The 21,208-nt window shown below is 73.1% G+C and carries 8 protein-coding genes; 4 read left to right on the plus strand and 4 right to left on the minus strand.

What is annotated here, in order from left to right; translation table 11 throughout:
* Positions 1–189: 189 nt before the first annotated feature.
* The 3 genes from AC07BF_RS01360 to AC07BF_RS01370 form a co-directional block, all read right to left on the minus strand.
* Entirely contained in the window at positions 190–1,722 is a 1,533-nt protein-coding gene (locus tag AC07BF_RS01360; protein ID WP_478332733.1) for a hypothetical protein, read from the minus strand.
* A 67-nt stretch (positions 1,723–1,789) separates the two neighbouring features.
* Positions 1,790–2,545, minus strand: a complete 756-nt coding sequence (locus AC07BF_RS01365; RefSeq protein ID WP_478332734.1) for a leucyl/phenylalanyl-tRNA--protein transferase — start codon at positions 2,543–2,545, stop codon at positions 1,790–1,792.
* Positions 2,542–6,006 (minus strand): amino acid adenylation domain-containing protein, encoded by a 3,465-nt coding sequence (locus AC07BF_RS01370; protein WP_478332735.1) that lies wholly within the window; start codon positions 6,004–6,006, stop codon positions 2,542–2,544. The genes AC07BF_RS01365 and AC07BF_RS01370 overlap by 4 nt, the downstream gene beginning before the upstream one ends.
* A gap of 160 nt (positions 6,007–6,166) precedes the next feature.
* Between AC07BF_RS01370 and AC07BF_RS01375 the strand changes: the two genes are divergently transcribed.
* The gene (locus AC07BF_RS01375) at positions 6,167–9,388 is read left to right on the plus strand and encodes an EAL domain-containing protein (protein WP_400984141.1); all 3,222 of its coding nucleotides are present in this window, start codon (positions 6,167–6,169) and stop codon (positions 9,386–9,388) included.
* A gap of 46 nt (positions 9,389–9,434) precedes the next feature.
* On the opposite strand, the gene AC07BF_RS01380 is transcribed toward AC07BF_RS01375, so the two are convergent.
* Positions 9,435–10,394, minus strand: a complete 960-nt coding sequence (locus tag AC07BF_RS01380) for a helix-turn-helix domain-containing protein (RefSeq protein ID WP_363579627.1) — start codon at positions 10,392–10,394, stop codon at positions 9,435–9,437.
* Positions 10,395–10,838: 444 nt separating this feature from the next.
* Here AC07BF_RS01380 and AC07BF_RS01385 point away from each other — a divergent pair, with 444 nt between their 5' ends.
* The 3 genes from AC07BF_RS01385 to AC07BF_RS01395 all read left to right on the plus strand — a co-directional run bounded on the left by AC07BF_RS01385 (position 10,839) and on the right by AC07BF_RS01395 (position 21,198).
* On the plus strand, positions 10,839–11,456 hold the full coding sequence (locus AC07BF_RS01385) for a papain-like cysteine protease family protein (RefSeq protein WP_363579628.1): 618 nt from the start codon (positions 10,839–10,841) through the stop codon (positions 11,454–11,456).
* 4 nt (positions 11,457–11,460) lie between these two features.
* On the plus strand, positions 11,461–12,303 hold the full coding sequence (locus AC07BF_RS01390; protein ID WP_478332736.1) for a hypothetical protein: 843 nt from the start codon (positions 11,461–11,463) through the stop codon (positions 12,301–12,303).
* A 426-nt stretch (positions 12,304–12,729) separates the two neighbouring features.
* Positions 12,730–21,198: a ricin-type beta-trefoil lectin domain protein gene (locus tag AC07BF_RS01395; protein WP_478332737.1), complete on the plus strand. Its 8,469-nt coding sequence runs from the start codon at positions 12,730–12,732 to the stop codon at positions 21,196–21,198.
* Positions 21,199–21,208: the final 10 nt, after the last annotated feature.

Below are 21,208 nucleotides of genomic sequence, written 5' to 3' on the forward strand. Positions count from 1 at the left end.
CGGGTGCGGATGCGGGTGCGGATACGCAGGAAGTCGGTCAGGCCGACTTCCTGCGCGTCAGCCTTCCAGCGCACCCGGCGCCGGATCATCGCCCTGGGACACGAACTGTCGGTACGTCAGGAGCAGTAGCCCCGCTGCCCGGCGTACCACCCGGGCAGTAACCGGACCTGAGCCCGGGGCGGTTCCGGGTCAGCCGCTCGGGCGCGGGGACGGCAGGGCCGCGGAGCCGGCCGCCAGGGGCCATTCGCGGTGGAACGGCGGCAGCGGGTACGCGCCCTCGATGACCGGGGTGCCGAAGACCTTGAGGTGGGCGAGCAGCGAGCCGGTCAGGTCGACGCCGCCGACCAGCGACCAACTCCCTTGGGCCTGAGGCGGGTTGCCAGAGGAGTCGGCGATCAGCGAGCCCTCGGCCCGGGCCCGCAGGTAGGGGGCGACGGTGGTCTGGACGCCGACGGTGTCGTAGAGGCCGACGGAGACCTCGGCGCCGAGCGCGGCCCGCACCCCGGCCCTGCCGGTGAGGCGCACCCGGACCGGGGAGACCTTGGTGTCGGCGTCGGTGGTCGGGGTCCAGCCCTTGCCGCCGGTGTAGTCGGCGCGGACGGCCCAGGTGCCGGTGGCCTCCTGTTCGACCTCCAGGTGGACCTGGCCGTCGGCGCCGACCTCCAGGTAGCAGGTGAGCTTCAGGTTGACCACGACGGGCAGTCCGGCGACGGTGAGCACCGGGCTGGCCTGCAACGTGGCGAAGGGCAGCCGGACGGGCGCGGCGCCGGTGCTGCGCGCGACGTCGCCGGTGACCTTCCACTGGGCGTGGGCGCCGAGGTCGAAGCCGATGGAGGCCGTGCGCGGGCTGCCGGCGGCGGCGCCGTGGTAGGCGAAGTGGACGGCGGGGTGCAGCTGGAGGGAGCCGGAGGCGTCCACGCTCGCGCCGTCGGGCAGTGGGACGGGGGCCTTGACGTCGACCTCCAGGGTGCCGGAGGCGTCGGCCTTCACACCGCCGCCGTCCGCACCGACGACGGCCTTGAGGTCCTTGACCAGCGGGGTGACGGTGATGCCGTGCGGGTCGACGGGCACCTGGCCGTCGGCCTCGGTGCCGCCGAGGAGTTCGGCGAGGGTGGCGGGGCGAGTGGTCAGGTTGAGGCTGGCGCCCGCGCCGGGGCGGACGCCGGTGACGGCGACCAGCGCGCCCTGGGGCGCGGCGGCGGTGGGCGGGCTGGCGATGAGCTGCCCGGGTTGAACGGCGGGGGCGGGCGCGGGGGGCGGCGTCGCGCCGGCGGTCGCGGTGGGCCCGGCGGCCGGCGGCGCCGAGAGGACGGCCGTGCCGCCCGCCGGGTCGTACGCGGTGAGCTGGAGGTTCTGCCCGGCGGGGGTGGCCGCGCCGCCGTCCTTGGCGGGGGCGGCCACGGCGGCCTGCCGGTCGCCGGCCGGGGCGGCGGTGACCGGCGTACCGGCGGCACCTGCCGTACCGGTCGGCCGTGCGGTGGCAGCGGCGGTGGTCGGGGCGGCGGCGGCCCGGGCGCGGGGGGTGCCGGCGGCCTGGGCTGTCGGGGCCTGACTGCCGGCGGCGGACGCGGTCGTGGTCGTGCCGGTGGTGACGGCCGCTTCGGTGGTGCCGGCGGCGGCCTGCGGAGTGCCGGAGGTGGTCGGCCCGCAGGCGGCGACCCCGGCGAGGGCGAGGGTGAGGAGGGCGGGGCCGACGGCCCTGCCTATGGAGCTTTTGAACACGCGGCGTCATGTTACTGACGGGGAATAAGTTTGTCGAAGACAGGCCAGGCAGGGTAAAAGGCGCAGGTCAGACCAGTCGGGCCACGGGCAGCGGAGTTCCCGGCAGCGGGCCCACCGCGGCGTCCGCCGCCAACGCGGCCAGGTACCGGGAGCGGGGCACCGGCTCGGCGCCGAGACTGCGGATGTGCGGACTGTCCCACTGGGCGTCGAGCAGCCGACCGCCGGCCGCGCCGAAGCGCACCCCGAGGTCGGCGACGGCGACGCGGGCGGCGTCGGGGCGGCGGTGGAACATCGAGTCGAGGCTGAGGACGGGCCCGGCGGCGACGCCGAACACCCCGCCGATCAGCTCCTCGCCCTCCCACACCTCGCCGCTGTGGGCGGCCCCGAGCGCATGCAGCCGCTCCAGTGCGGACCGCAACTCGCCGGTCAGCCAGGCCGGTTGGCGGCCCTCGGCGCAGCGGGCCACCACCTCGCCGAAGGCCCGGTCGGCGCTGGTCCACCAGTGCGGCCGGTGGCGCAGCCGCCGGGCGAGGCGGCTGCCGAGCCGGACGCCGTCGGGCGGCAGGACGGGCCGGGGGTCGGGCGACCACCAGGCCAGCGCGTACGGGTCGTTCCCGCCGGGCAGCAGCGCCACCTCGCCCGCCTCGACGGCCTGTTCGTAGCGCGCCTCGTTGTAGGCGCCGGCGTACTCGTCCGCTGCGGGCATCGGGAACAGGCCGCGACGGTACGCCGCCAGCAGGTCCGACGCGCCCAGGCCGGCGCCGAACGCCACCGGCCCGTCCCCGGGCCCGCGTTGGACGTCCAGCCCGTCGAAGGGGCTCACGCCGGCGGCCCGAGGAAGCCCTCCGCCGCCAGCCGCCCCAGGTAGTGGTCGAGCAGGCCGGCGTCCACGGCGGGCAGGTCGATGCCGCTGCCGGCGAGCGCGGCGTCGGTGTTGGCGCGGTCGAACAGCGGGAAGACGGGCCGGAAGTACAGCTCGCTGATCGACAGCGCCGACCCGGGAGCGCGGTCGACGAACAGCGGGACGAACGGCGTGATGGGGTGGGCGGGGTGCCTGGCGGCGAACCGGACCAGGCCCTGCACCCAGTCACGGTAAGGGAGTTCGGCGATCGGGTGGCCCCGGGCCCGGAGCCGTTCGGCGAGATCGGCGAGGTTGGCCGGGCGCGGCGAGGTGAGGTGGTAGACCTCGCCGTCGGCGGGGGCGTGGGCGGCGATGTGGGCGACGGCGCGCGCGAAGCGGTCGGCCGGGACGAAGTCGAGCGGCAGCAGCACGTCCGGGCAGGTGCCGCTGTCCGCCAGGTACGCGATGAGCGCGCAGATCTCGGTGCCGGTGTTCATCACGCCGGTGGCGAGGTCCCCGGTGACGTCGTTGGTGCGCAGCACGGTGACCGGGAGACCGGCGGCGGCTGCCTCGTGCAGCAGCTGTTCGGCGACCCACTTGCTCTCGACGTAGCCGACGCCGAGCCGGTCGGGGTGGGCGAGCGGGGTCCGTTCGGTGACCTCGCGGACGCCGGCCGCGCCGAAGCCGGCCAGCACGGCGAGGGTGGACAGGTAGTGCACGGGCACGCCCCGGCTGTGCCCGGCGAGGCGGATGATCTCGCGGGTGCCGCCGACGTTGGGCGCGCGCAGCTGGTGGTACGGGTAGAGGAAGTTGACCTGCCCGCCGAGGTGGTGGACGGCGTCCAGGCTCCCGGCCAAACCGTCGAACTGACGCTGCGCCAGTCCTAGTCGGGGGGCGGCGAGGTCGCCGACCAGGGGCACCACCCGGGTGTCGGTGAGGTCGTGGCGCAGGAAGCGCTGCTGGGCGGCGCGCAGGCGTTCCAGCGCGTGCTCCTCGTCGGGGGCGCGGACCAGGCAGTGGATCCGGGCCCCGGTGGTGGCGAGCAGCGCGTGCAGCAGGTGGGCGCCGCAGAAGCCGGTGGCGCCGGTGAGCAGGATCTCGGCGGGTTCGGCCCGGCTGGGCGCCGGGCTCCAGGACTGCTGGACGGGGTGGGCGAGCCGGGCTTCGGCGGCCCAGTCGACGGCGGCCTCGCCGGAGCCGGAGCCGGAGCCAGGGTCGGTTCCGTCGACGCGGGCGGTGCGCACGGCTCCGTCGGCGCGGGCGGCCTGGACGGCGGTCGCGAAGGCGCGCAGGGTGGCGTCGCGCAGCAGGGCGCGGGTGAGGGCGCGGACGCGGGTGACGTCGAGGCCGAGCATGATCCGGGCGCGGGCGAGCATCTCCATGGCCAGCAGGGAGTTGCCGCCGAGGGCGAAGAAGTCGTCGGCGGGCCCGACCTCCTCGACGCCGAGCAGTTCGGCCCACAGCCGGCCGATGGCGTCCTCGACGGCTCCCCCACCGCCCGCCGCCCCGGTGCCGCCCGGGCCGGGCCGGCCCGGGGTGCGGGGCTCGGCGTGCGGCAGCCGGCGGCGGTCGACCTTTCCGGCCGGGGTGAGCGGCATGCGTTCCAGCGCCACGAAGGCGGCCGGGAGCATGTACTCCGGCAGCCGTTCGGCCAGGTAGGCGCGGAGCCGGTCGCGGCGGACCCCGGCTTCTGCACCGGCGTCGGCGTGGTCGGCGAGCGTGTAGTAGGCGGTGAGCGCGCGGCCCCCGTCGGGGTCGCCGCCGTCGGCGGCGACGCGGGCCTGCCGGACGTCGGGGTGGGCGGCGAGGGCGGCCTCGATCTCGGCGGGGTCGACGCGGTGGCCGAGCACCTTCACCTGGTCGTCGAAGCGGCCGAGGATCTCCAGCTGCCCGTCGGCCCGCCAGCGCCCGGCGTCGCCGGTGCGGTACATCCGCTCGCCGGGCACCGGCGCGTACGGGTCGGGGACGAAGGCCTCGGCGGTCGCCACGGGGGCGCGCCAGTAGCCCCGGGCGAGGCCGGGCCCGCCGAGGTGGATCTCGCCCTTCTCGCCGGGCCGTACGGGGGACAGTCGGGCGTCCAGGACGTGCACCCGCACGCCGGGCAGTGGGCGGCCGATCGGCACCGGCGCGGCCGGGCCGCCCGGGCCGGCGGCGTCCAGCAGGGCGGGGGTGACCTCGCAGAGCGTGGAGGTGACGGCGGCCTCGGTGACCCCGTAGGCGTTGACCAGCCGGACACCGGGCAGCCGGTCCAGGCAACTGCGGCAGTCGTCGGCGTGCACGACGTCCCCGCCGACGACGACCAGCCGCAGCCCCTCCGGGCCGGGCCCGCCGGGCGGGAGCAGCGTGAGCACGTGGTGCCAGTAGGCGGGGGTGAGGTCGGCGACGGCGAGGCCGAGTCCGCGCATCCGGTGGACGAGTTCGGTGGGCGCCCAGGTGCGGCCGCCGCCGAGGACGAGGGTGGCCCCGGCGAGCAGGGTCGCGAAGACCTGCTCCAGTGCGGTGTCGAAGCCGAGCGCGGCGAGTTGCAGGACGCGTTCGCCGGGGGCGAGGCCGTAGGCGTGGACGACCCGGTCGAGGGTGAACACCAGGGCGCGGTGGGTGACGGGGACGCCCTTGGGGGTGCCGGTGGTGCCGGAGGTGTAGATCAGGTAGGCGAGGTCGTCGGGCGCGGCACCGTCGGGCTCACCGGCGCCGTCGGGCCCGCCCGCGCCGCATAACCCGGCGAGGACCGGCTCACCGCCGCCGTCCGGCCCGTCCTCGGCGTCCACCGGCACCGGCTCGACGCCCGGCAGCGCCCCGCCCTCGGTGACCGCCACCCGCGCCCCGCTGTCCTCGACCAGCCGGGCCAGCCGCCGCGCCGGGTACGCCGGATCCAGCGGCAGCAGCGCCGCGCCCGCCTTCAGCACGCCGAGCCAGGCGACGACCAGGCCCGCACCGCGTTCGAGGCAGACCGGCACCACCTGCTCGGGGCCGGCCCCGCGCGCCCGCAGTGCCCTGGCCAGGCGGTCGCTGCGCCGGTCCAGCTCGCGGTAGCTCAGCGTGGCGTCGTCGGCGACGACGGCGACCGCGTCCGGGTGCTGCACGGCGCGGGAGCGCAGCAGTCCGGGCACGGTGCCGCCGTCGCCCTCGGCCCGCCCGCGGCCGCGCTCCCCGGGGGAGCCGAGCCCGGGGAAGCCGAGCCCGGGCGGGCGCCATTCGCGGGCCACGTGGGCCCGGCAGTCGTCGCGGCCGGCCGGCCCGTACACCAGGTGCCAGCCACCCGGCACGGTCAAGTCGCCGGGCCAGATCGCGTACTGACCGCTGTCGTTGCGAACCACGGCGTGACGCCCGGAGTTCACATCCGTTCGTACGCCCTGTGCGCTGTCTGCTGCGTCGTCCACCGGCTTGACCTCGTGCTGTGGCGGCAGTTTCCTGGGAGGTGCGACATTTCCGACTATACGCACTCAGGGCACAGGACGAACGTCCGATCGCAACCCGACCGGACGCGACGCTGCCGTGTGCCCGTCAGCCCGGGGCGAGACGACCCTGCGACCGCCAAGACCCGTCCTCGCCCGAACTCCCCCGTCCCACCGGCCGGGTGGCGTCGCGGAGGAGGTAGCCCCGTTGACACGTCGGCGACAACGCCTGATGGTCTGTTACCTGCTGTGGATGGTGCTGTTCACCGGCGTCTACTACGTCAACCCCTCGCAGCGGATCATCTGGTGGACGGGCATCGGACTCGGCAGCAGCGCGGCCATCGTGGCCGGCGTCCGCCTCAACCGCCCCGCGCACGCGCTGTTCTGGTACGTGCTGGCGCTCGCCAACCTGAGCTTCACCGCGGGCGAGGTCGTCCAGGTCGTCCAGACCCAGTTCCTGCACCTGCACAACCCGTTCCCGTCCGTCGCCGACGGCTTCTACCTGGCCGAGTTCGTGCTGTACGCGGCCGGTGTGCTCGGATTCATCCGCTGGCGCACGGCCCGTCAGGACCGCGCCGGCCTGCTCGACGCGCTGATCCTCACCATGGGCCTGGCGCTGCTCGCCTGGATCTACCTGATCCTCCCGTACGCCCGCAACCCCGACCTCTCCTGGTTCCGGAAGGCCGTCTCGATCGGCTACCCGCTCGGCGACGTGGTCGTCCTCGCCCTGCTGCTGCGGCTGCTGACCCCGCGCGGCGGCAACAGCCGGGCGCTGCAACTGCTCACCGTCGGCACCGTCGGCATGCTGGTCGCGGACACCCTCTACGGGCTGATCCAGTTGCACGGCAACTGGCACATCGGCACCCCCGTCGACTTCGGCTGGGCCGCCTTCTACACCGCCTGGGGCGCGGCAGCGCTGCACCCGTCCATGGTCGAGCTGACCAGACCCGTCCCCACCCAGCAGCCCGACCTGAGCGCCGGCCGCCTCGCCCTGCTCACCCTGGCCTCGCTGATCGCCCCGGCGATCCTGATCATCGAGTCGCTGAACGGCAACACCAGCAACGCGGGCGTGATCGGCGCCTTCTCCGCCCTCCTGTACCTGCTGGTGCTGGCCCGGCTGGCGGTCGTCGTGGTCGCCCGCCGACAGGCGATCGCCCGCGAGCGGGCCCTGCGCGAGGCCGGCGCCAGACTCACCGCGGCCGTCACCGTCGAGGAGGTCGCGGACGCCGTCCAGGCCACCGCCTCCACCCTGATGCCCACCGAGCCCGGGCACGTCGCCCTGCTCGCCGTCACCGAGGCCGGCGTCCTGCACGTGCGGCACGCCGAACGCGGCGCCGCCCAGCACCACCTCGGCCCCGTCACCGACTCCGACGAGGCGCTCGCCCTCGCCGCCTACCGGGAGACCCGGCTGCTGCCCGTCGAGGACATCGGCAGCGACCTCGCCGCCCGCCTCGACGGCATGCCCTCCGCCCTGCTGTGCCCGCTCACCCTCGACGAGCGCCCCTCCGGCGACCCGCTGATCGGCGCGCTCATCGTCACCGGCACCGCGCAGGAGCTCACCAGCCTGTGGGGCTCGCTGGAGATCCTGGCCGCGCAGGCCGCGCTGGCCGTCGAACGGGTCATGCTGAGCCAGGAGGTCAACCGCCGCAACAGCGAGCTGTACTTCCGCACCCTGGTGCAGAACGCCAGCGACGTCATCCTGATCCTGGACGCCGACGACGGCGTCCGCTACGCCTCCTCCTCCGCCGAACGGGTCCTCGGCTACCCCAGCCTGGACGGCACCCTGCTCACCGAGCTCGTCCCGCCCGAGGACAGCCGGGCCGTCGGCAGGGCGCTGGCCCGGATGCGCGGCCCGGTGGACGCCGCCCCGGCCCACGCGCCGGAGCACTCGCCGCCGCGCGAACCGCCGCACTCGCCTCCGCACTCGCCGACACGCGAACCGCTGCGCGAGCAGCCCCGTGAGCACTGGCGGCTGCTGCGGCAGGACCGGACCCCGATCGAGGCCGAGGTCCGCTTCAACGACCTGCGCGCCGACCCGACGGTCGGCGGCCTGGTGCTCACCCTGCGCGACGTGACCGAGCAGCGCCAGATGGAGCGTGAACTCACCCACCGGGCCTTCCACGACTCCCTCACCGGCCTCGCCAACCGGGTGCTGTTCCTGGACCGGGTCGGCCACGCGCTGTCCCGCGGCGAGCGCAGCGGCGCCGTCACCGGGGTGCTCTTCCTCGACCTCGACGACTTCAAGGTGGTCAACGACACCCAGGGGCACGCGGTCGGCGACGAACTGCTGATCGCCGTCTCGCTGCGGGTCTCCACCGCGCTGCGCAGCTCGGACACCGCCGCCCGGCTCGGCGGCGACGAGTTCGCCGTCCTGGTCGAGGACGCGCTGCGCCCGGCCGACGTGGACGCCATCGCGGACACCGTACTGGCGGTGTTCGCAGAACCGTTCAAGCTGAGCGCAGGGGCCGTCCGGGTGACGGCCAGCATCGGCGTCGCCACCACCGAGGACAGCGTCGACGCGGCCGAACTGCTCACCCATGCCGACCTCGCGCTCTACTCCGCCAAGGCGGCCGGCCGCCGCCAGTGGCGCCACTACCAGCCCGCCCTCCAGACCGGGCTGGTGGAGCGGCACGAGCTGAACGAGAACCTGGACGCGGCGATCGCCGAATCCTCCTTCCAGCTGTACTACCAGCCGATCGTCGACCTGCGCACCGGCGGCCTGGTCGCCTTCGAGGCGCTCGTCCGCTGGCCGCACCAGCGGCGCGGCATGGTGCTGCCCGACGAGTTCATCGCCCTCGCCGAGGAGAGTGGCCAGATCGTCCCCCTCGGCGCCTGGGTCCTGGAACGCGCCGCCCAGGAGGCCGCCGCCTGGCACGCCGCCAGCTCCGCCGACCGCGCCGCCGCCGGCCTCCCCCCGCTGCGGGTCAACGTCAACGTCTCCGCCCGCCAGTTCCGCGACGCCGGCTTCGTCGACGTCGTCCGCGGCGCCCTGCGCAGCTCCGGCATCGACCCCCACACCCTCGTCCTCGAACTCACCGAATCCGTCCTGATGCGCCGCGACGACCGCGTCCACGCCGACATGGCCACCCTCGGCGACCTCGGCGTCGGCATCGCCATCGACGACTTCGGCACCGGCTACTCCTCGCTCTCCTACCTGCGCGAGTTCCCGATCTCCATCCTCAAGATCGACAAGTCCTTCATCGACGGCCTCGGCCTCTCCCCGCAGCAGTACGCCCTCGTCGAAGGCATCACCCGCATCGCCGACACCCTCGGCGTCCGGGTCATCGCCGAAGGCATCGAACACCCCGAACAGCGCGACCTCCTCGCCGCCATGGGCTGCCCGCTCGGCCAGGGCTACCTCTTCGCCCACCCCATGACCGCCCCGCAGGCCCGCGCCCTCGTCGGCGGCACCGCGCACGAACCGGCCTGACCCCCGATCTCAGGTCCACACCTCAGGGCCGCGCCTCAGGGCCGCCTCAGGTCCACGCCCAGCGGATGCCCGCGACCCCGGGCCCCAGCGCGGTCGCCACCACGTGCGCCAGGTGGTGGCTGTCCAGGGTGAGGTCGGCCAGGCTGTCGTCCGGACCCTCCGAGTCACTCGCCGTGAACCACTGGCACTGCACCGGGAGTTCACCCGGATCGAAGCGCACCCGCAGGACGTAGTGGTCCGCCGGGAAGCGGAAGGCCGCACGGTAGCGGCAGCACTCGGCCGCGCTGTGCGGGCGCACCTCGAAGGAGAACACCTGGGTCTCGGAGCAGTGCAGCGAGCGGTCGAACAGCAGCTCCGCGAGCACCACCCGGGCCACCGGATCCCGGCGCACCCGGCCCAGCCGGCAGCTGTCCCCCGCCACGATCTCGACGGCCCCCTCGTCCACCCCCTCGTCGCAGTCGTAGATCAGCAGCGCCCGGTCGACCCCGTCCTGACGGGCCCGGACCGCCACCATCGAACTGAGCGCCGCCAGTTCACGATGCGGCCCGACCGTCACCGTCGCGCACTCGGTGACCACCTGGAGCTTCCCGGCCGCCGGGCTGTCCAGATCCGCGAGCAGCCCGCCCAGATCACCGGGGGTGCGCACCATCTGCGGGTACGGACGCGGCCCGCCGCCGTCGCGGTCCGCCCCGCCGCGCGGCCGCGGCGCACCCAGCAGGGCGGTGAGCGCGTGCGTCGGCAGCCCGAGGATCTCCTCCAGCGCGGCCACCACCCGTAACGACTCCGGGCGCTCAGGTCGGCGCAGCCCGCGCTGCCAGTAGCTCAGGGTCGTGACGGCGATCCGCAGTCCGCGCTCGGCCAGCCGGCTGCGCAGCCGCTCCAGCGGCAGCCCGCGGGCCTCGATCGCGGTGCGCAGCGCGAGACCGAAGGGCCCGCTCCGCAGCGCGGCCAGCACGGCGGCGCTCTCCGGGGCAACACCGGGCGGCGGTTCCTGACGACTGACCATCGGGACTCCCGGGGCTACTGGCCCGGCCGGCACGCGGCGGCGGGGCCGAGGGGACACGGCGGCGGTGCGGGGGCGGGGGGGCGGGGGACGGCGGTGCGGGGGCGGGGGGACGCGGTACGGGGGGACGCGGCGCGCTGTGAAATTACCGGCTTACCCCGGCCGCGTCCATATCCGGGAGCCCCGCTCCCGGCCGCCCGTCTGCGGCTCAGCACCTCCGCCGCAGCACCCCTCTTCACAGCCCCGTTCACAGCACCGCCCGCGCCCCTCCGGGGGGTCTGGGAGAGGCCCGGCGGGCTGCCTACTCTTCCTAGCAACCCCGGTCCGGGCCCGCCGCGTCGGCCGCGCGGCACACCCCCACACAGCACACCCCCACACAAGGCACACCCCAGGGCGGCGCCGGGTGCACACGGAGCCGCCCGTGCCCCCGCACGAAGGAGTTCCCCCATGAGCGGACCCATCCGTGGGTCGTCCCTGCGCGCCGCACTGGCCGCGCTGTGCATGCTGGCCGCCGTCGTGACCACCGGCGCCGGCACCGCCTCGGCCTCCCCCCAGGCCGCCGCCGGAAGTTCCCAGACCTTCGCCGCCAGTTCCCGGCTCAACATCTCCATGCAGACGCAGGAGCAGGACCAGTGGTGCTGGGCCGCCTCCGGCGACACCATCGCCACCTTCCTCGGCCACGGCACCGACCAGAACTCGTTCTGCGACCTCGCCTACGGCCAGGACACCTCGTACCAGTGCCCCAACCAGCCCGGCCAGCTCTCCTGGGTGCAGAACGCGCTCTCCGCCCTCGGGGTGTCCCCCGGCCAGGAGACCGGCGCCCTGTCCTTCAACACCATCGTCAGCGAGATCAACGCGGGCCGGCCGATCGAGACCGGCATCTCCTGGCTGGCCGGCGGCGGGCACGCCCAGGTCATCTACGGCTACGACCAGAGCAACAAGTCCATCTACTGGGGCGACCCGTGGCCCAGCAGCAACCGCTACAACCTGGCGTCGTACAGCTACTACGCCGGCTACAACGGCCAGTTCAACTGGAACGACTCGCTGTACCGGATCGGGGCGTGACACGATGACGCACTTCCGCGCCCCGCGCGCCCTCGCCGCCATCGCCCTGGCCGGCAGCGGACTGCTCGCCGCCGCCCCCGCCCTCGCCGCCACCTCGGCCACGGCAGCCGGCGCCCCGTCCGCGGCCGACGTCACCGCGGCCGCCGCGGCGGCGAAGGCCGCCCCCGTCGTGCAGACCCTCGGCGGGTTCTTCGCCCACGGCTCCGGCCAGGGCTCCTCCGACGCCCGCCAGGCGCAGGCCGCCGCCCCGGCCCGGGTGGTCGGCGACACCGTCCCCGTGTACTACCTCAACCCGGACTTCGTCGCGGCGGCCTCCGTCGGGGCGCCGGTCGCGAAGTTCGCGTTCATGGCGACCGAGGCCGACGCGGCCGACGGCCGCAAGGCCTCGGTGTGGACGGCCCCCGACCCGCACGCCAGCGGGTCCTGGGCCGAGATCAACATAGCCTCCGGCAGCGACGAGACCGACCACGCCGCCGCCGCGGCAGCACTGGGCCGGGGCGCCGTGGCCTTCGAGGAACCGCAGATCCGGGCCTGGTACGCCCTGGTCGACGGCCAGGTACGGCCGCTCAACCCGGACGCGGTCCGGTCCGTGGGCGACGCGGGCATCACCCTCGCCCAGTACCAGCAGGTGGTCCACGACCGGTACGCCGACAAGCTGCCCGGCACCGACTACGCCAAGGCGCACCTGCTCGGCGGCTTCGACCGGGGAACGGCCCCCGTCGCGGCGCCGGCCGGCGACTCCACCCCGACCGCCGCCCTGCTCACCGGGGCCGGCACCCTGCTCGCCGCCCTCGGGCTCGGCACAGCGCTGCTGCGCCGCCGCCGGGCGGGCCGCGGCACCGCCTGACGGCACCTGTGCTCGGGTTCCACTTTGCGAACAGCGCCGATGGCGGGGCACCTCCGGGTGTCCCGCCATCGGCGGGTAGCGGTGGAAAGCCCGCACAGCAATTGACTGCACGTCACTTATTAATTTCACGACCGTCCCGACCCCCTTAGCGCACGCGATTGGGGACCCTCTTCGCATGTCGGACACCTCGCTCACCTGGGACGATGTCATCGAAATGACTCCATTTCTCACGGCTTCTCAGCGTAAGCGATCTGTTACGCAATCGTCATCCTGATTGGTCACTGGGAGTCAGCTGGGGGTGAGAGATTGTGCTTCGGCTTCGATCAGGCCATTCAAAACAATGCACATCCCTTGAGAGAGTTTTTGATGAAACGACGGTCTCGGGCCTCGTCCGCTTTTGCGGGCGGGGCCTTCTCTACGCGTCGGATGCGCCCCGTATCAGCGCTCCTGACGCTCGGCCTGCTGGTGCAGGCCGGCGTGGTGGTGGACGCGGTGACAGCCGCTCCGGCCACCGCCGCACCCTCACCCGCCACTCCGCCCACTGCTCCGGCCACCGAGGCGCCTGACGAGGCTTCGGCGCTGCTCTCGGCCCGGCTGCAGAAGCGACGGATCGAGGTCACCAACGCCCGGACGGAGTTCACCACGCTGTGGGCGAACCCGGACGGCACGCTGACCTCCGACCGCTCCACCGGCCCGATCCGGATGAAGCTCGGCGAGGCCTGGGTGCCCGTCGACACCACGCTGGTGCAGACCCCGGACGGCAAGGTGGCGCCGAAGGCGCACCCGGGCGGGGTGGTCTTCGAGGGCGGCGACGCCGGGGTGACGGTGGGCGACAGCCTGCCGGGCGCCGCGATACCGACGACCGCACCGACCACGGCTCCGGCGACGTCGCCCAGTGCGATACCGACGGCCCCCGCTTCCGCGTCCCCGTCATCGTCTCCGTCCGCTTCGGCTTCGGCTTCGGCTTCGGCTTCGGCTTCGGCTTCGACCCCGGCGTCGGCGTCGGCTTCGGCTTCGGCTTCGACCTCGGCTTCGGCTTCGGCCGACGCGAGCCGGGCCTCCCGCAGCGGCGCCCGCGCCGCCGCCCCGGCCGCCGACCCGCAGTCCGCCCCGGCCCCGGTCCCCGCCGAGCGCGAGCTGGTCAGGATCGGCTCCGGTGAGCAGCAGGTCAAGTTCGGCTGGCTGGGCAAGCTGCCCAAGCCCAAGCTGGAGGGCAACAAGGCCACCTACGTCAACGCCCGCCCCGGCGTCGACCTGGTCCTCGAAGCCACCCGGACCGGCTTCGAGCAGTTCCTGATCGTCAAGGACCGCTCCGCCGTCGCCCAGACCGGCACGGTGACGCTCCCGCTGGACACCACCGGGCTCACCGTCTCGCCGCAGCAGGACGGTTCGATCCAGCTGCTCGACAAGGCGACCGGCAAGGCGGCGGTCAAGATCCCGACCCCCGTCATGTGGGACGCCGCGGTCGACCCTGCCTCGCAGGAGCACCTGAACCGCGGCCCGGTGACGATGGAGGTACGCGGCCAGGGCGCGGACACCGAGCTGGTGTTCACCCCGGACGCCGCCTTCCTCGCCGACCCGAAGACCCGGTTCCCGGTCACCGTCGACCCGGTGGTGGACGTCGGCACGACCTTCGACACCTACGTCCAGACCAACGAGAACATCGACGCCTCCTCGTCGACGGACCTCAAGCTGGGCAGCTACGACGGCAAGGTCGTGGCCCGGTCGTTCCTGACCGTCCCGGGCGGGTCGTTCAACGGCAAGCAGATCCTGGGCGCCACGCTCAACCTCGCCAACCATCACTCCTCGTCCTGCATCCCGAAGCAGTGGGAGGTCTGGAACGCGCCCGGCGCGGCCTGGTGGACCCGCTGGGGCAACCAGCCCGCGATGGAGCGCAAGTGGGCCACCTCGAACGACACGTACGACGTGGCGAACGACGGTGACACCCACGACTGCTACGCCTCCGACGGCACGTTCTGGGCCAAGGCCGACGTCACCGAGATGATCCGGTACTTCGCCGGGTTCGGTCACAACGAATACGGGTTCGCCCTCAAGGCGGCCGACGAGTCGAGCAACCTGTCCTGGAAGAAGTTCAGCTCCGCCGAGGGCTACTGGCCTCCGTACCTCTCGATCACCTACAACACCGTCCCGGCCACCCCGGCGACAGTGGAGGTGCAGCCGTCCCAGCAGGGCAACCCGCGCTACACCTCGGACGCGAACCCGCGCTTCCAGGTGCAGGCGGCCGACCCCGACGGCGACCCGCTGAAGATCTACCTGGACCTGTGGCGCGGCGGCACGTTCATCGGCAGCATCGTCCGGGACACCCCGAACGGCGCGATCGCGACCGTCCGCCCCTCCGACTACGGCATCGCCAAGCTCGACGAGGGCGTGCAGTACACGATCTGGGCCATGCTCGACGACGGCAAGTCCCGCTCCGGCTGGGTCGGCACCAACGTCATCGCCGACACCGTCAAGCCCGGTACGCCGTTCGTGAGTTCGGCGGACTACCCGGCGGATGGGCTCTGGCACGGCACCGCCAACCAGGCCGGGTCGTTCACCTTCTCCCCCGCCCCGGGCACCGACGACACCGCAGCCTACGTCTACACCCTGGACGGCGGCACCCCGGTGACGGTCGCCGCCACCGGCGCGCTGACCACGTCGATCACGCCGACCACCGAGGGTCGGCGCGTGCTCAGCGTGCAGTCCAAGGACCGCGCGGGCAACCTGTCCCCGCCCGCGACGTACACCTTCCAGGTCGGCCAGGCGGGCATGAGCTCGCCGGTCAACGGCACCCAGTCCGCGAAGCGCGTCAAGCTCGCGGTCGACGCCCAGGCGCAGTTCCAGCGCGTCGTCTACCAGTACCGCCGGGGCCCCGGCGCCGCGGAGTACAACGTCCCGCGCACCAACCTGACCAAGGCGGACAACACCGCGGTCACCGAGGACAAGCCGCGTCTCGCGGACCTCGGCCCGCACGCCAACTGGAGCGTCCTCGACACGCTCGGCCAGGTCGGCGGCGTCGTCCAGGTCCGCGCTCTCCTCTTCCCCGAGGACGGCTCCGGCAACGGCTACGCCACCGTCTGGAACACCATCACGGTCGACCGCAACGCCGACGGCGCGGCCGGCGCCGGCATCGGCCCCGGCTCGGTCAACCTGCTCACCGGTGACTACTCGACCGACATCACCGACGCCGACGAACGCGGCCTGTCGGTCAAGCGCACCGCCTCCTCGCGTGACCTCGGCCGCGGCTGGCAGCCCCAGGGCGAGCGTCTGACGCTCAACCAGCGGCAGATCGGCACCGACCTCACCGGCTTCACCGCCGGGCAGGCGGCGCTGTCCCGCTCCACGGTCCGCGGCCACGACAACTCGCCCGACTCGCTCCTGGTCGTCCCGGCCAGCTCCGGGTGGGACTCCTTCGCCGCGCTCGGCCCCGAGTACACGCTCGGCCAGGGCATGCAGCCCGGCAGGACCTACCGGCTCACCGGTTGGATCTACGTCCCCGGCGCGACCGGCCTGGACAACCCGCTGGCCAACCGCGGCCTGCGGATGGTCGGCGTCTACCGCACCCCGGCCGGCTACGGCGAGACCGCCTCTCCGAAGGCGTCGTTCACCGACGGCTGGCAGCAGCTGACGCTGGACCTGACGGTGCCCAAGGACGCCACCGAGGCCTGGTTCCGCCTCTACAACGGCAACACCGCCGGCAGCGGCAAGGAGGTCTTCTTCGACGACCTGTCGCTGAAGGAGATCGTCGCCCCGTTCGGCCCGCAGTGGGCCGGCGGCCCGGACGCGGGCACCGGCTCGGACTACCGGGCGCTGTCCTTCCCGCAGTCCGACCTGGTCGAGATCAAGAGCAACGACGACAACTCGCTGACCTTCGCCAAGGGCACGGACGGAACGTTCTTCCCCGAACCGGGCGCCGAGTCGATGTCGCTCAAGGCCGTGCCGGCCAAGTCCGGCGCGATCGTCCTGTCGGCCACCGGCCAGTGCCTGGAGGTCCCGAACGGGGCCGCCGGCAACGGCGCCGGACTGCGGCCCGCCGCCTGCACGGGCGGGTCGAACCAGCAGTGGACCCGTGGGGACGACCTGACCCTGCGCCTGCTCGGCTACTGCCTGGACAACCCCTGGGGCCAGACCGCCAACGCCACCGCGCTCACGCTCTGGGACTGCAACGGCGGCGCCAACCAGCAGTGGGAGGTGCGCACCAACGGCACGGTCATGAACCGCCAGTCGGGCCAGTGCCTCGACGCCGACAAGGGCGCCTCGATCTGGGTCTGCTGGACCGGGCCCAACCAGGTCTGGGACCTCCAGACCTCCGGCACCGCCTACGAGCTCGGCGAGCTCGACGGTTCCAAGACCGTCTTCGCCCGCCAGGCCGGTTCGAACATCTACCAGGTGGTGAGCGAGACGGGGCCCGACGCGGCCTCGACCACCCGCTACCAGTACGACACCACCGACGGCCGCTCGCTCGTCAAGCGCATCATCCCGGCCGTCGAGCCGGGCGTCGACGACGTCAACGGCTGCACCGTCGACCCGCTGCCGCGCGGCTGCGAGGTGATGGAGTACGACTACGCCAAGGCGACCACCGCCACGGCCGCGACCCCGGGTGACTATCTGGACCGCGTCCGGGGCGTGAAGGTCTGGACGTGGAACCCGGCCACCTCCAAGCAGGAGGCCGTCGAGGTCGCGCACTACGCGTACGACGACCGCGGCCGCCTCGCCCAGGTCTGGGACCCGCGCCTGGCCACCCCGCTGAAGACCGCGTACAGCTACGACGACGCCGGCCGGGTCACCCGGATCGGCGCCGCCGGTGAGCTGCCGTGGAACTTCGACTACGGCAAGGCAGCGGCCGACCAGGATCCTGGCCGCCTGCTGAAGGTCCGTCGCGGCACGCTCGCGCCGGGCAGCAAGGACCAGGTCACCGGCGAGAACGCGACGTCGGTCGTCTACGAGGTGCCGCTGACCCGCGGCGCCGGCGGTCCGAACGACCTGGCGGGCGCGGACGTCGCCAAGTGGGCGCAGACCGATGCGCCGACCGACGCCACCGCCGTGTTCGGCCCCGAGGACGACCCTGGCGCCAACACCGCCTCGGCAGCGAAGCCCGGTCCGGACGGCTACAAGCCGGCCACCGTCCACTACCTCAACGCCTCCGGCAACGAGGTCAACACCGCGGCACCGTCCACTACACCGGGCGGTGACATCAGCACCACCGAGTACGACCGCTACGGCCACGCCGTGCGCGGCCTGTCGGCCACCAACCGCTCCATCGCGCTCGGCGTCCACCCGGACGCGGACAAGCTCGCTGCCGAGCTGAACCTGACGACGGCCGACTCCGTCTCGCGCGCCCGGCTGCTGGACTCCCGCACCGTCTACACGGCCGACGGCCTGGACGTGACGGAGATCCTCGGACCGGTCTACCGAGCCTCGCTCGCCGAACAGGTCAACGGGCAGACCAACCCGGCCGTCGTCACGGCCGAGGCCGAGAAGCTGCCGCAGCTGGGGACCAACGCCAAGGTCCAGATCGACAACGACTGCTGCGGCGTCACCTGGTCCGGCGGTGCCCAGCTGGGCATCCGCGGCACGGCGGCGGGAGCGTTCGACGCCATGCGCGTCACCGTTCCCGAGGAGGGCGAGTACGTCCTCTCCGGCCAGCTGACGAAGAACAGCGACCACGGCGTCATCCAGTGGGCGATCGACGGCAAGGACGTCGGCCAGCGGCTCGACACCTACAGCGCCAGCGCCGTGGTGGCCCCGTACACCACCGGCGCACCCGTGAAGCTGACGCGCGGCGACCACGAGCTGAAGCTCACCGTGGTCGACACCAACGCGGCCAGCAGCGGCGAGCGGTTCCACACCGGCATCGACACCGTCACCCTCACCAAGGCGACCGTCAACCCGACGCTCGCCGCCGGGACCTCGGTCGTCGCGCGGGACCACAACACCAACACCTACGACGAAGGGAAGCCCGACGGCCAGGCCTACCACCTGGTCACCACCGCCACCGACGGCGCCCGCATCGACGGCTACGCCGACGACGTGGAGCTGCGCGTCACCAAGCACGGTTTCGACACTCCGATCGGCGGCACCCCCGGCTGGACGCTGAAGAAGGCGACCTCGGTCACCACCGACGCCCTCGGCGCCAAGCTGACCGCCTACGTCAAGTTCGACGCCTCCGGGCGGGCGCTGGAATCCCGCAAGCCGGGCTCCAACGGCACCGACGCCGGAACGGTCAAGTCGGTGTTCTACACCGCCGGGACCAATGCGGACGACGCCGCGTGCGCCAACCGTCCCGAGTGGGCGGGCCTGCCCTGCGTCACGCTGCCGGGCGGGGCCGTCACCGGGGCCGACGCCTCGCGGATGCCCACCACCCTGCCGGTGAAGCGGGTCACGCGGTACTCGGCGTTCAACGAGCCGGAGGAGGTCACCGAGACCAACGCGGGCAAGTCCCGCAAGACCGTCACCGTCTACAACGAGCTGGACCGGATCCTCTCGACCGAGATCACCTCGGACGAGGGCAAGCCGCTGCCGAAGGTCACCGTCGAGTACGACCCGGCCACCGGCGACGCGGTGAAGACCACCTCCGACGGCAAGTCCCTGACCCGGGTCATGGACCAACTGGGCCGACTGATCTCCTACACGGACGCCGACGGCGGCACCACCACCACGGAGTTCGACCGGTTCGGCAAGCCGGTGAAGGTGAGCGACCCGACCGGGTCCACCGGCTACGCCTACGACCGGGTGAAGGAGCCCCGCGGGCTGGTCACCTCCGTGACCGACAGCGTGGCAGGCGAGTTCACCGCCAAGTACGGTCCGGACGGCCAGCTGGTCGAGCAGACCTACCCCGGCGGCATCGTCCGCAAGGACACCTTCAACGCCGTCGGTGAGGCCACCGGCCGCACCTACACCCGCACCTCGGACAACACGGTGGTCTGGGCCCAGACCACCGACATGTCCACCCAGGGCCAGGTCGCCAAGGACACCAGCTCCACCGCCACCCGTTCCTACCAGTACGACCGGCTCGGCCGGCTGGTGAAGGCCGAGCAGACCACGGCCGCCACCGGCTGCGTCACCCGGCAGTACGCCTTCGACGCCCACTCCAACCGCCTGTCCAAGCAGACCTCCCCGCGCGGGGCGGCCGGCGAGTGCAGCACGGCCGGGGCCACGGCGGAGAACCACACCTACGACAGCGCCGACCGGCTCACCGACGCGGGCTTCGTCTACGACGCGTTCGGGCGCACCGTGAAGACGGCCACCGGCGCGACCAACACCTACTGGGCGAACGACAAGGTCGCCGTCCAGGAGAAGGGGGACACCAAGCAGGAGTGGGCCGTCGACGCCGCCCACCGCCTCACCGCGTTCACCACCAGCAAGAAGCAGGCCGACGGCACCTGGGCCAACGCCACGTCGAAGCTCAACCACTACGGCGACGACTCCGACCAGGTCCGCTGGACGGTCGAAGACACCACCCAGGGCAACCTGACCCGTAACGTCACGGGTCCGGACGCCGGTCTGGCCGCCACCACCAGCAGGACCGGTGACATCCAGCTCCAACTGACCAACCTGTTCGGGTCGGTGGTCGTCACCACGGACACCGCGCTGACCAAGCCGGTCGTGCTGGACTTCGACGAGTTCGGCATCCCCCAGGACGGCCAGGCCAACGTCCGCTACGGCTGGCTCGGCGGCAAGGAGCGCTCCGCGGAGGCGCTGGACGGCGACATCCTCATGGGTGCCCGCCTCTACAGCCCGGCCCTGGGCCGCTTCCTCCAGATCGACCCCGTCCCCGGCGGCAACGCCAGTCCGTACGACTACTGCACCGGCGATCCGGTCAACTGCACCGACCTCGACGGCAACTGGGGCATGCCCAAGTGGCTGAAGAAGACAGTGGAGGTCGTCGCCAAGGTCGCTGAAGTCGCGTCCTACATCCCCGGCCCCATCGGCGCCGTCGCCGCCACCGTCTCGGCGGTCTCCTACGCCGCGACCGGCAACTGGGGGAAGGCCGCGGAGATGGCCATCACCGCGGTCGCCGCCACCGTCGGCGCCGGCCCGGTGGTCAAGGCCGTCGCGGCAGCCGCCACGACGACCAGGGTCGCGGCCAAGGCGGGCAAGATCGCCTCGGCCGCCAGAACGGTCTTCCGGCGCACGGAGGCCGTTGCCTGCCCGATCGGGAACTCCTTCACGCCCGACACTCCCGTACTCATGGCCGACGGCACCTACCTGCCGATCGGTGACGTGCGGGTGGGTGACCATGTGGCGGCAACGGATCCGGAGACCGGAACCACCTCCGCCGAGCCGGTGCTGGACGTCATCACCGGCTACGGCACTCGACACATCGTCGAGATCAGCACCGACGCGGACGCCTCGGCCGCCCCGCTACAGGCCACTGACGGCCACCCAATCTGGGTGGAGGGCCGCGGCTGGGTGAAGGCCCTGGAGGTCCGACCGGGAGACCGGCTGCGCTCACCCGACGGCACCACGCCGGTGGTCACTGCGGTCGACGACCTCGGTGACCTGGACGGGCAACTGGTCGTCAACCTCAACGTCGGCAACCGGCACACCTACTCGGTGCGCGACGCGAGCAACGACGTCGTGGTGCACAACTGCTCAGGCGCCAGCCTTTCCCACCTGACGTACATGGGCCACATCTTCCCGCGTCACGTGCTCCGGTTGGCCAACCCCTGGAAGTCGAAGTTCGCCACGAGCAATCCGCGAACGATCAAGCGAATGATCAAGACGGCCATCAAGAAGGCCCCGGCTCAGCCGAACACCAATGGCACGCCCGGCCACTTCCACGTCTACGACTTCGGCAACAGGACGGTCGGCCACAACAAGAACGGCATACGGAAGACCAGCATCAAGGTGGTGGTGCGCCATGGCAAGGTCGTCACTGCCTACCCGGTTTGACACGAGTTGG

Source organism: Kitasatospora sp. NPDC043950 (assembly GCF_056435345.1).